Annotated in this window: 13 protein-coding genes; 11 read left to right on the forward strand and 2 right to left on the reverse strand. The window is 42.8% G+C overall.

Going from position 1 to position 11560, the window contains the following annotated elements; translation table 11 throughout:
• Nucleotides 1–415: 415 nt before the first annotated feature.
• A complete protein-coding gene (locus AAEY57_RS17605) occupies nucleotides 416–982 on the reverse strand; it encodes a hypothetical protein (RefSeq protein WP_010554769.1) in 567 nt (188 codons plus the stop codon).
• 128 nt (nucleotides 983–1110) lie between these two features.
• Nucleotides 1111–1500 carry a Cd(II)/Pb(II)-responsive transcriptional regulator gene (gene cadR, locus AAEY57_RS17610; RefSeq protein WP_004588587.1) on the reverse strand — a complete coding sequence of 130 codons (390 nt, stop codon included), beginning with the start codon at nucleotides 1498–1500 and terminating at the stop codon, nucleotides 1111–1113.
• A gap of 79 nt (nucleotides 1501–1579) precedes the next feature.
• On the opposite strand from cadR, the gene AAEY57_RS17615 reads away from it, so the two are divergent.
• From AAEY57_RS17615 to AAEY57_RS17665, 11 genes are all read left to right on the forward strand, one after another.
• Nucleotides 1580–2197, forward strand: a complete 618-nt coding sequence (locus tag AAEY57_RS17615) for a cation efflux transmembrane domain-containing protein (RefSeq protein WP_004588586.1) — start codon at nucleotides 1580–1582, stop codon at nucleotides 2195–2197.
• Nucleotides 2163–2579 carry a hypothetical protein gene (locus AAEY57_RS17620; RefSeq protein ID WP_350608386.1) on the forward strand — a complete coding sequence of 139 codons (417 nt, stop codon included), beginning with the start codon at nucleotides 2163–2165 and terminating at the stop codon, nucleotides 2577–2579. Before AAEY57_RS17615 ends, AAEY57_RS17620 begins: the two co-directional genes overlap by 35 nt.
• Before the next feature lie 71 nt (nucleotides 2580–2650).
• Nucleotides 2651–3970 carry a TolC family protein gene (locus AAEY57_RS17625; RefSeq protein WP_350608387.1) on the forward strand — a complete coding sequence of 440 codons (1320 nt, stop codon included), beginning with the start codon at nucleotides 2651–2653 and terminating at the stop codon, nucleotides 3968–3970.
• Between the two features lie 14 nt (nucleotides 3971–3984).
• Nucleotides 3985–4920 (forward strand): efflux RND transporter periplasmic adaptor subunit, encoded by a 936-nt coding sequence (locus tag AAEY57_RS17630; RefSeq protein WP_165744856.1) that lies wholly within the window; start codon nucleotides 3985–3987, stop codon nucleotides 4918–4920.
• A 60-nt stretch (nucleotides 4921–4980) separates the two neighbouring features.
• A complete protein-coding gene (locus AAEY57_RS17635; protein WP_350608388.1) occupies nucleotides 4981–8100 on the forward strand; it encodes an efflux RND transporter permease subunit in 3120 nt (1039 codons plus the stop codon).
• Between the two features lie 163 nt (nucleotides 8101–8263).
• Nucleotides 8264–8509: an ArsR/SmtB family transcription factor gene (locus tag AAEY57_RS17640; RefSeq protein WP_350608389.1), complete on the forward strand. Its 246-nt coding sequence runs from the start codon at nucleotides 8264–8266 to the stop codon at nucleotides 8507–8509.
• Nucleotides 8510–8596: 87 nt separating this feature from the next.
• Nucleotides 8597–8938, forward strand: coding sequence for an SHOCT domain-containing protein (locus AAEY57_RS17645; RefSeq protein ID WP_350608390.1), 342 nt, complete (start codon nucleotides 8597–8599; stop codon nucleotides 8936–8938).
• Between the two features lie 62 nt (nucleotides 8939–9000).
• Entirely contained in the window at nucleotides 9001–9873 is an 873-nt protein-coding gene (locus tag AAEY57_RS17650; RefSeq protein WP_350608391.1) for an MBL fold metallo-hydrolase, read from the forward strand.
• A gap of 2 nt (nucleotides 9874–9875) precedes the next feature.
• Nucleotides 9876–10637 carry a sulfite exporter TauE/SafE family protein gene (locus AAEY57_RS17655; protein WP_350608392.1) on the forward strand — a complete coding sequence of 254 codons (762 nt, stop codon included), beginning with the start codon at nucleotides 9876–9878 and terminating at the stop codon, nucleotides 10635–10637.
• A gap of 9 nt (nucleotides 10638–10646) precedes the next feature.
• Nucleotides 10647–11084 carry a protein tyrosine phosphatase family protein gene (locus tag AAEY57_RS17660; protein WP_350608393.1) on the forward strand — a complete coding sequence of 146 codons (438 nt, stop codon included), beginning with the start codon at nucleotides 10647–10649 and terminating at the stop codon, nucleotides 11082–11084.
• Between the two features lie 13 nt (nucleotides 11085–11097).
• Entirely contained in the window at nucleotides 11098–11433 is a 336-nt protein-coding gene (locus AAEY57_RS17665) for an ArsR/SmtB family transcription factor (protein ID WP_350608394.1), read from the forward strand.
• Nucleotides 11434–11560 lie beyond the last annotated feature (127 nt).

Genomic DNA, 11560 nt, shown 5'->3' on the forward strand with positions numbered 1-11560 from the left:
ATTCTTGTGTAAATCGACGTCTCATTATATCTGCCTCTATTAAAAGTTAGAGGCGACAACTATCCTGACACAGGGGGCAAGCTTGAAGAGATTTGGCGTATTCGCACTCGAATTGAAATTCAAAACAACTTGATGCAATTAGCTTTACTTAATTTGGCTATAGATAGCAAGCTAAGATCATGTGACTTACTCTCTTTAAAAGTTCGAGACGTCACTACTCTCGATCAAGTATTTGAAAGGGTTCAATTAACGCAGAAGAAAACTGGGATCGAAGTTCAATTTGAGATAACTCCGAGAACACAACAAAGTATTATCCATTGAATTCAAGAAGTTAAATTGCAACCCAGTGATTATTTGTTTCGGAGTATACGTCGCTCTAATCAACCAATAAGCTATTCATATTACAGGTCTATCATCAGGAGCTGGGCTGAGCAATTAGGACTTGATTGCGACTTGGGGACAAGAAAACCTTCGATGATAAAAACGCCATATCGATTGCACAACCTCTCTGCGAAGCAATAATGTCGATGACCGCTCGTACCCGTTTATCCTCAGGGCGCGATGAAAGCGCAGGACTATAGACTAGCCCTACCGCTTTATTTACTGTTTTCCACACTTTGTCGATATCGACGTCAGTAAATAGATGCTGAGAAATGGATCCCAATTCTTTGCTAGTAAGCGGCAGAGTATTAATTCCATCACTCCTGGCTTGACGTAAGGCTTTGAGAAGTTGTTGGTTTTGCCTATCTTCAGGCTCTAAATAGATGACTACAATCTGATTGTCCTGTGCCAAAACCTTGTGAGGGACATCTTCGAAAATCACAATACATTGTCCGGTGTGAATACTTTGTGCCTTGTAATCTTGAACCGAGATGTCTTTGTCTAAACCAATGCAAATTTGGACAGCATGATGTGCATGAACATCATTATCAGGACTGATTCCGATGTAAATCGCTTTGTAGGGCCACAAATGAATATGCATGGCTGACTCAGTATCAAAAGTTCAGGCTATTGATTTTTGCCTTATAAATCTACACAAATTACGAATGTTAGCCGATAGATACACGTTGAGGCGAGTGCGCACAGTGAAACTGTGTGCTTCTTACACTTTTAAGTGTGTAAATAATTTAAAATGCCACAGTCCCTAATGGTTTTGTTTTGATCACACTTTGACGCCATATTTTCGAGTGATGACTTTAATGCGTTTAGCTCTTCAATGCGAATAATGACGTCTGATAAATGCTTAGCTATTAACGTATTGATATTTGAACAGCTCTGATCTGGCTTCGAACGACTGTCCATGAGCGTTTTTACTTCCATGATAGACATATCCAATGAACGACACTGTTTAATAAATAGGAGTTGTTCAATAGTCCCCTTGTCGTAGACACGATAATTTCCACTTGAGCGCTTGAGCTCAGGCAATAGCCCTTTCTTTTCATAAAAACGAATGGTCTGAATACTACAACCTGTCGTCTTTGCGACATCACCAATTTTCATTTTTTACTCCTAACCGTTGACTCTATACCAAGTATAGACTTTATACTCATACTATTCATCAGTAAAGAGTGTGTTTCTAATGAGCGGATGTGGGTGCGAAGTTGAAATAAAAGACCAGTCTCAACGACAGGTTTTGTATTGGCTTTTGGGAATAAACGCGACAATGTTTGTTATAGAAATGGGGATCGGGTTGCTTGCTGATTCAACCGCATTAATAGCCGATTCACTTGATATGCTCGCCGACGCAGTTGTCTATGGTGTTGCCCTTTATGCTATTGGTAAATCGCTATTGCACAAAGCCAATGCGGCTAGAATTAGCGGCTTTTTTCAGATGGCACTGGGTGTGTTGATTATCATTGATATTGTAAGACGGTCAATTTACGGTAGCGAACCTGTATCGGGACTAATGATGGCTATGGGGGCAGTTGCACTGGTTGCTAATGTCATTTGTCTTGTGATCATACGCAAACAAAGAAATGAAGAAGTGCATATGCGGGCAAGCTGGATATTTTCAGCCAACGATGTGATTGCCAACTTAGGTGTTATCTCTGCTGGCGTTTTGGTGTTTTGGCTCGATTCTCGATGGCCTGATCTGGTTATCGGTGTGATAGTTTCGTGCGTTGTGTTGCGCGGGGCAAAAATGATCCTCGAAGATGCTGGAAATGAAAGACAGCGAGCGCTTAATGCGCAAAGTTGATAAGAACATGCCAATTTTTAATTGCACATCAAAACTGCGTAGGTTGGCATGGCTACTTATTACTTTGCTCATGTGTCAATCGGGCTTTTCGTTCGCCGCTCAATGCGATGACTACCCTGCGGAGGTATCGTCAGTCCCTGAACAATCAAAGTCGATAGGCACTTATGATGTTCCCGAAAAAAATGTAAATGCTGGTGATAATACGTCGAGTGAAGAGCCTAAGTGTTTCCATTGTGTGCTGTGTCAATGTGGACAGATTAAGTTTCTGGCACAACACCCAATAAATGACGTATCTAAACCGTTATACACCAATCAATACAGTTATTCCCGCAACGTCACTGACGGCCTAGTCGAAGGCCTTTTGCGCCCACCTCAACCTTAATCCATTCCCTCCTATATGTTTGCATGGGCGCGTTCCATGTACTTCGTTATTTTATGAATAAAAGGTTTTTTATGAAGGCTTCACGCCCATTGGGCATAAAAAAAGCTAGCTCAGCGTATCTGAAATTGATGTCTGCTGTACTGGTAACAATGAGCATATCTGTTCAATCTGTCAATGCACAAGTGTCGACTATCACACTTGAAAATGCGCTCAAGCGCACCTTATCAAACAACCCAGATTTAGTGGTGTTCGATTTTAAATCTTCGGCTTTGGAGGGTGAATCAAAAACGGCCCACTTACGACCTGAAATGTCTGTTGGGGTTGAAGTTGAAAATTTGTTGGGAACAGGCGAAGTGTCTGGTATCAGAGATGCTGAATTGACATTGACCTTATCGTCGGTCATCGAGCTTGGAGATAAAGTCAGCGGCCGAATGAATGTGGTGAGTTCAAAAAAAGCACAACTGCTTACACAACGGCGCATTCGTACGCTGGACATCTTGGGTGAAACAACTCGACGATATATCAATGTCATTGTCCAACAAGCGTTGCACAAGACTGAGCAACGAGCTGAAATGCTGGCTCGCACAATGCTTCAGACAGTCTCTACACGGGTTGAAGCGGGGGCTTCTTCACCACTTGAGAAAAAACGTGCAGAGTCAGCGTTGTCGCAGGCGCGTTTGTCGTTATTGATAAGTGAACAAAAACTCAATGAGTATAAACGCGACCTGGCCATCATGTGGGGTGACACTAACGCTGCGTTTGCGGAAGTTGAAGGGACACTGTTATCGTTTCCAAATTCACTATCACTTGAACATATGCTTTCACAGCTTCAAAGCAATCCACACGTTCTGCTTTATGCTGATAACTATCGGGTACAAGAGGCCAGATTGAGAGTGGTTCAGGCCAGTCAGCAGTTCGACATTGCGTGGGAAGCCGGTATCCGAAGAATGCAGGGAATTGATGACACAGCGTTAGTTGCCAGTATTTCGGTGCCGTTAAATACCAAGCAGCGGAATCTAGGTGAATACGAACAACAGCGCGCATTGCTTGACAGTATAGACTATCAAAAACAAGCGAAAATTCGTGAACTCACTCGCCAATTAAATCAAGTCATTAGCGCAAAAGACCAAGCCTTGCTCACTGTTACGACCCTTCAAGACAATGTCGTCCCAACATTGGAATCTGCATTGAAATTGGCGCGGGATGGCTATGAAAGTGGTCGCTACAACTACATAGAGTGGGTGACAACGCAACAGCAACTCATAGATATGCAACGAACTATGATAAAAGCCGCAGGCTTAGTTCACCTTCGAAGCGCAGATCTAGAGGCACTTACGGGAATTCCCGTGTTTTCTGACTCTCCCTCGACGTCTGCTCAATCATCACAATGAATAGAGAAAAAATAATGAATAAATCACAATTTACATTAGTTACTAGCGCACGTGACTTGCTTGGCATGTTAGTCATGCTAGTTACTTTACTGTTTGCTTCTGTCGCCCTGGCTGATGATGACGATGAGGAAGCCGAAGAAAGACCCGAGTACGTAGTGTTATCTCAAGAACGGATGCTTGAACACGATATCGTGACTGCATCGGCCGCATCAGGAACATTATCGCTCACAACCAGAACCTTTGGGCGGATAGTTCATGATCCTGAGTCACTGAGTCATATTCGTGCCCGCTTCGACGGTGTTGTAAAACGTATCATGGTGAATATTGGAGATAAAGTAGAAAAAGGTGACACACTGGCAATCATTGAGTCAAACGAGAGTTTAAATCAATACTCAATCACCTCACCGATGTCTGGAAAAATCATAGCTAGACACGCCAATGATGGTGAGCTCACCAACGGTCAAGTACTGCTTTCTGTTGCTAATTACTCTCGCGCAATTGCTCAATTGGCTATTTTCCCCAAACAACGTACTCGTATTGCCGCTGATATGGAAGTCACTTTAAGGCTTGAGGAATTGCAGCAACAATCAAGTATAAGCCACATTACGTCCTCACCTGATGACAAACCTTATTCTATCGCGTTTGTGAACGTTGATAATGGCAGTGGTTATTGGCCTTTAGGCGCTATGGTAGAGGGTTATATTCAGATTGGGTTCCAAGAAGTCAATCTGGCTCTCCCCAAAAGTTCAATACAAGAGTTAGATGGGCAAACCATTGTTTTTGTCAAAGAAGGGGAGCGATTTTACCCCCGCCAAGTAAAGCTTGGGAACACGGACAACCGTTTAGTAGAGATTGTGAAGGGCGTTCAAATAGGCCAGCAAGTCGTTGTAGAAAATAGCTATCTACTAAAAGCTGATTTATTAAAAATGGAGGCGGGCGATGATGACTAATTACCTGCGCATTTATTGTCAAAAGCAAAGCCAAGTCCATAAAAACGGTGAGGTGAGAACATGATAGCACCAATACTCCGTCTATCCATTGAGCGCCGTGGTGTCATGATGTTGTTCGCCTTGTTTGTCGCCTTTTTTGGTATGTACAGTTACAAACAATTGCCGATTGATGCTGTGCCTGATATCACCAACGTGCAAGTGCAGATAAATACCGCAACCCCAGGTTACTCGCCTTTGGAGACTGAACAACGCATAACGTTTATAGTTGAAACCTCGCTGGCCGGTTTGCCTAATTTATCGTATACCCGCTCGATATCACGCTATGGTTTGTCGCAAGTCACAGTCGTGTTTAAAGAGGGCACTGATTTATATTTCGCACGAAATCTCGTCAACGAGCGTCTCACCGCCATCGCGGCGCAATTGCCAACAGGGTTAACCCCTGAAATGGGCCCTATCGCCACAGGCTTGGGTGAAATTTACATGTACTCGTTAAGTGCTGAGCCTCAGGCGCGACAGGACAACGGTCAACCCTATGATGCTATGGCATTAAGGGAGATCCATGATTGGGTAATTAAGCCCCAATTGTCGCTTGTTGAGGGGGTGACCGAGGTTTATGCGATAGGCGGATTTGAAAAGCAATATCATGTGAATCCTAATCCAGTCGCAATGATAAACTTTGGGATAAGTACAGGTGACCTTCTCAGTGCGCTAGAACGCAACAATGCGAATCAAGGCGCTGGTTTTGTAGAACAAAATGGGCAACAAGTACTGATCAGATCGGAAGCCCAACTTAAGGGCATCGACGATATCGGCCAAGTGGTTGTTAAGATCATTGATGGCGTACCGGTAAAAATTCAAGACATCGCCCAAATCAACCTCGGTAAAGAGCTGCGCTCTGGAGCCGGCACGTTAAATGGCCAAGAAACAGTGATTGGCACGACAATGATGTTAGTGGGAGAAAACTCTCGTACGGTCGCCAAAGCTGTGGACAGTAAGCTCGAAACCATTAAAACAAGCTTACCCGAGGGCGTAATCCTTGAAGCGGTTTACGATAGGACAAGCCTCGTTGACAAAACCATCGACACAGTGCAGAAAAACCTCGTCGAGGGCGCTTTACTTGTCATCGTTGTGCTATTCGTTTTGCTTGGGAATGTGCGAGCTGCACTTATTACCGCCGCTGTAATACCCTTGGCAATGCTTGCCACGATATCGGGCATGGTCAAAACAGATGTGTCTGCTAACTTGATGAGTTTAGGCGCACTGGATTTTGGCTTGATTGTCGATGGCGCAGTTATCATTGTTGAAAACTGTATCAGACGATTATCCGAATCCCAGAAACAAAACGGCGCTACTCTACCGCTCAAAGAAAGGCTGAATGTTGTATATGAAGCCACTAATGAAGTCATACGCCCCAGTTTGTTTGGTGTATTGATCATTACCATTGTTTATATCCCCTTGTTCACGCTCACTGGCGTCGAAGGTAAAATGTTCCACCCCATGGCAGCGACCGTGATAATGGCTTTGCTTGCCGCAATGGTATTTTGTTTTACCGTAGTGCCTGCGGCGATAGCAATTTTCATGAGAGGTAAAATTAGCGAAAAAGAAAGCCCAATTATTAAAGGTGCAAAGGCAGTCTATCGTCCTGTTTTAACCGGAGCGCTGCGTTTTAGATGGCTAGTGGTAGTAGCAGCGAGTGCTTTGGTTGTCGGCAGTTTATGGATGGGCAGTAAATTAGGCTCCGAGTTTATTCCCCAGCTCAATGAAGGTGATATCTTAGTACAAGCGATACGCATCCCTGGGACTGGGGTAGAACAAGCAGTTGAAATGCAAAAAACTCTTGAAGCGAAACTTATGCAGTATGAGCAAGTACAGACGGTATTCGGTCGCACGGGTACGGGTGAGGTCGCCACCGACCCTATGCCACCAAACATTACTGATACGTTTGTTATTTTAAAGCCTCGGGAGCAATGGCCCGATCCATCAATGACAAAAGCTGAGTTAGTGAAAACGTTTGAAGAGGACTTGTTTACTTTGCCCGGCAATAATTATGAATTTACGCAACCTATACAAATGCGTTTTAACGAATTGATTAGTGGCGTAAGGGCAGATTTGGGGATAAGGCTATTTGGGGATGACTTAGATACGCTCTTTGCATCTGCTTCTGACATTTTGACCGTTATTTCAACGATTGAAGGAGCTGATGACGCGAGGCTTGAGCAGGTAGAAGGCATTCCAATCTTCACCGTCACACCAAAGCCTGATCAATTGGCACGCTTTGGTTTGGATATAGCCGACTTGCAGTTATGGCTCAATGCTGCGACAGGTGGAGAAACCGCTGGAATGATTTTTGAGGGCGACAGACGCTTTGAAATTGTCGTGCGATATGCCGACGACATTCGAAATGAACTCACTCAGCTTGAGAGCGTTCCCATAGTCACGCCCTCTGGTGAGCATGTACCAATAAGCGAATTAGCCACACTTGCATTTAAAGAAGTACCTAGCCAAATAAGCCGGGAGAATGGCAAACGTAGTATTGTTGTCACAGCAAATGTGCGTGACAGAGATATTGGCACTTTTGTTGAAGAAGCTCAGGCGAGAATTAATGATGAAGTAGATTTACCTGCTGGTTATTGGCTCGACTATGGTGGAACCTTTGAGCAGCTCGAAAGTGCGAGTCAACGATTGACGATTGTGGTACCGGTTACGTTGTTTGTGATTTTGACAATGCTGGTAATTGCGTTTGGTTCTATACGCGATGCGTTGATTATCTTCACAGGTATCCCTTTGGCATTAACAGGCGGTGTAATGTCTCTTTGGTTAAGGGATATGCCTTTATCCATATCCGCGTCGGTAGGATTTATCGCGTTGTCTGGGATTGCCGTATTAAACGGATTGGTAATGCTGTCCTTCATCAAGCAACGTTTGCTAGAAACCGGAGAATTAGAGAATAGCATTGTTGAAGGGGCACTTATTCGTTTGCGTCCGGTATTAATGACAGCACTAGTGGCAAGCCTCGGATTTGTGCCCATGGCGCTGAATACAGGTATTGGTGCAGAAGTACAAAGACCGTTGGCCACTGTTGTGATAGGCGGCATTGTGTCTTCAACACTATTGACGCTTGTCATTCTTCCGGTTCTTTATCGCATAGTATATGCAAAACGAGAAGGTGTTCTTAACTAGAGTAGATGAAGTAATCAGAACTTGTCATTGATTACTTCACCTTTTTGCTTGATAAAACATTATAAACGTATATTCTAACTTGCATTAATATGTGTATATAGGTATTTTGGAATATATGAATATAAAAGAGATGCGACGGTCTGCCGAAGTAGCATCGGAACTAATGAAAATTTTATCGAACGAAAATCGACTGATGATCCTGTGTCAATTAGTCGATGGTGAAAAATCCGTGGGTGAATTGGTTGAATTATTAGGCTTAAACCAACCCACCGTATCACAACAGTTATCTAGAATGAAAAACCAAGGGCTTGTCAGTTATAGAAAAAATGCGCAGACAGTGTATTACTCACTCAAAGGTGAAGCGGCGCAAAAAGTAATCACAGTGCTTTATGAGCTCTATTGTGAATAGCCAAACATAGATACGTAAATAAGAACGATGTATCCCGATAGGTACGTCAATAACGAACGTTTTTAAGTAGAAAGGTAGAGAGGTTATATGAAAAATTTAATAGTAAAGAGCGGCTTATTGATAACGGCTATAAGCACCAGTAGTGTAGCTTGGGCTCAGCAAACAGGTCGGTATTATGACCATAATATGATGTGGGGTGGTAGCGTTTATGGTTGGCTTTTTGGCGTCTTTATGATGCTTTTGTTTATCGCGTTGGGTACCGCTGTGGTGATGCTAGTTGTGAAAGCGCTTGGAGGTCATAAAAAACAATCCGTGTCTACACAATATGACGAAAACACCGATGCGATAAGTATTCTGAAGAAACGGTTCGCAATGGGTGAAATTGATAAAGACGAGTTTGAGCGAACGAAGATATTGTTGGAGCAATAAATTTTAAAATACTGTAAGTGGTTGTTATACCACATGTGCAACGACAACAACGGTGAATTGAAATGAGTAAGTTACAGATAAAAGCATTTTTTGATGATGAGACCAAAACTGTGACCTATGTGGTTTTCGACCGATTAACAAAGGATGCAGCCATTATCGATCCTGTATTTGATTTTAACATGGCATCAGGTGAATTGAGCACGGACAGTGCAGATACTCTGATCCAGTTTATTAACGAAAATACACTTAATTTAAATTGGATTTTAGAGACGCATGCGCATGCAGACCACATTACATCGGCAACCTATTTGCAACAAAAGTGCGGTGGGAAAATAGGGATTGGTGAACATATCAAGGATGTACACGATGCGTTTGGAGAAACGTTCAACTGTAAAGAACAGCTCACCTGCAATATTGAGCTGTTTGATTGTCTATTCAAAGATGGCGATGTTATTGAACTGGGGCAATTCAATATAGCCGTTATCCATACGCCTGGCCATACACCTGCCTGCGTTAGCTACAAAATAGAAGATAATGTTTTTGTTGGGGATACGCTATTTATGCCGGACTTTGGGACCGCAAGAGCAGACTTCCCTGGTGGTGACGCGAAAACGCTGTACCGCTCAATACAGCGAATACTATCGTTACCTGATGATACTAAAATTTACGTCGGCCATGACTATAAAACACCAAATCGAGAAAAATATGCATGGGAATCCACGGTAGCAGAACAAAAACGTTGTAACGTTCATGTTAGAGACGGAAAGTCTGAACGTGAGTTCGTTCAAATGCGCTCTGATAGAGATGCCACGTTAGATGTACCTAAATTGTTGCTCCCATCTATTCAATTAAACATTCGTGCTGGAACACTCCCCATCGCTGAAGATAACGGTATCGCTTATTTGAAGGTACCGTTAAGCATGGATAAAGACTAATCATGCTGAATTTAAGTGTTTGGCTGGCGGCATCACTCATGGGTGTGTTGCTCGGACTATTGGGAGCGGGGGGCAGTATTCTCACGGTTCCAATACTAGTGTATCTTGCTGATCAACCCGAAAAGCTAGCAATCGCTGGGTCATTATTCATCGTGGGCATGACTGCATTAGTCGCATGCATAGCCCACAGTCGTAAAAACCAGCTGCACATACAATCTGCGCTGTTTGTTGGTATTCCAAGTATGATATCTGCATCCGGTGGGGCCTATCTCTCTCAGTTCGTAGAAGGGGAAGTGCAGATGATCACACTTTCTCTAATAATGCTCTTAGCTAGCTTAGTGATTCTTTTCCCAGTTAATCTGAACAGGGCTTCGTCATATACGACATCCTATTCTAAGGCTAAATTGTCTATTGCTGGTCTATTAATAGGATTGATAACGGGTTTTGTGGGGATTGGCGGTGGATTTCTTATCATTCCAGCCTTATTGATCTTCTCAAAGTTATCAATGAAACAAGCAATCGGTACAAGTTTATTAATCATTGCCATGCAAGGTTTTTCAGGCTTTGCTAAACACGCATTTTTACTCAAGCAAAATGCAGAGCAATTAAATTGGATGCTTATCATGTTAATCACTGTGTTTTCGATTCTTGGCACTTTAGTTGGCTTTAAAGTAAGTAAGCGGATGTCACAATATCACTTAAAAAGGTTGTTTGGTTTATTGCTGCTTCCGCTCTCTGGTTTTGTGCTGTTCAACAATATTTAAGGAATTGTTATGGAGATTATTTCGATTACTGATAACTATTCCGTATCGGGTGAATTGAATAGAAATACTATCGAAAAATTGGCGAATTTAGGCGTTGTAAGCTTAATAAATGTGCGCCCCGATGGTGAAGCGCAAGGCCAAATGTCAAGTCGAGAGTACGCCGCTATATGTCAAGATTTCGGACTGACGTACATTCATATCCCAGTGACGAGCGGCGAATACAGTGATCATATAATTGCAGAGTTTAAACTAGCGATATACGGTGATCTTGAGCAAGCGAAAGTACATTGTGTCTGCCGCACGGGCACTCGGGCCGTGCATTTATGGGCATTGATGAATCGTGCCTCGAAGACTTTTGAAGCGTTAAATTCTTTAACCACTCCTAAAGGATACGATCTTATTGCAATCAAAGAGCAGTTTATTCATTTTTGTAAGAAAAGCATGTGATTTCAGGGTGTGAATGTTGAGAAATATCAAGCAAGATTTATTGCATTTACGTTGTGATCGGGCACCTGCTCCTATTGAGAAAGCCTTACCAGCTATCAAAGCATTAGCAAATAAAACTCGGCTGTTAATTATTGATTTATTACTGACAACCGAGCGAAGTGTAGATTCAATTTCGTTTCAATTGGCATTACCGCAAGCTGTTGTTTCACAGCATCTAAAAATTTTAGCTCGTAGCGAATTAGTCCGTTGTCATCAACAAGGTAGGCAACGTATATATGGTGTACACCGAAAACATGCCTTACTTATTGGTTTAATTTTCGAGTTAATGTCAGAAAAAGGGAATGGTTAAAATGAACTTGATTGCAAAAAAGATAATACATCACTGTACGTCCTCACCAAGTGCGTAATACCATGATGCCGATCGCTCAATACCATTCAAGCCGATCACTTTTTTGTCTGTCAGTAGACCTCAGTAA

The organism is Pseudoalteromonas sp. MER144-MNA-CIBAN-0113 (genome assembly GCF_040308965.1).
Lineage (GTDB): Bacteria > Pseudomonadota > Gammaproteobacteria > Enterobacterales > Alteromonadaceae > Pseudoalteromonas > Pseudoalteromonas tetraodonis.

Bases quoted from the DNA above. Each gene is read 5' to 3' on its own strand.
- AAEY57_RS17605 (WP_010554769.1), bottom strand. From the start codon at position 982: ATGCATATTCATTTGTGGCCCTACAAAGCGATTTACATCGGAATCAGT.
- cadR (WP_004588587.1), bottom strand. From the start codon at position 1,500: ATGAAAATTGGTGATGTCGCAAAGACGACAGGTTGTAGTATTCAGACC.
- AAEY57_RS17615 (WP_004588586.1), top strand. From the start codon at position 1,580: ATGAGCGGATGTGGGTGCGAAGTTGAAATAAAAGACCAGTCTCAACGA.
- AAEY57_RS17620 (WP_350608386.1), top strand. From the start codon at position 2,163: ATGAAAGACAGCGAGCGCTTAATGCGCAAAGTTGATAAGAACATGCCA.
- AAEY57_RS17625 (WP_350608387.1), top strand. From the start codon at position 2,651: ATGAAGGCTTCACGCCCATTGGGCATAAAAAAAGCTAGCTCAGCGTAT.
- AAEY57_RS17630 (WP_165744856.1), top strand. From the start codon at position 3,985: ATGAATAAATCACAATTTACATTAGTTACTAGCGCACGTGACTTGCTT.
- AAEY57_RS17635 (WP_350608388.1), top strand. From the start codon at position 4,981: ATGATAGCACCAATACTCCGTCTATCCATTGAGCGCCGTGGTGTCATG.
- AAEY57_RS17640 (WP_350608389.1), top strand. From the start codon at position 8,264: ATGAAAATTTTATCGAACGAAAATCGACTGATGATCCTGTGTCAATTA.
- AAEY57_RS17645 (WP_350608390.1), top strand. From the start codon at position 8,597: ATGAAAAATTTAATAGTAAAGAGCGGCTTATTGATAACGGCTATAAGC.
- AAEY57_RS17650 (WP_350608391.1), top strand. From the start codon at position 9,001: ATGAGTAAGTTACAGATAAAAGCATTTTTTGATGATGAGACCAAAACT.
- AAEY57_RS17655 (WP_350608392.1), top strand. From the start codon at position 9,876: ATGCTGAATTTAAGTGTTTGGCTGGCGGCATCACTCATGGGTGTGTTG.
- AAEY57_RS17660 (WP_350608393.1), top strand. From the start codon at position 10,647: ATGGAGATTATTTCGATTACTGATAACTATTCCGTATCGGGTGAATTG.
- AAEY57_RS17665 (WP_350608394.1), top strand. From the start codon at position 11,098: ATGTTGAGAAATATCAAGCAAGATTTATTGCATTTACGTTGTGATCGG.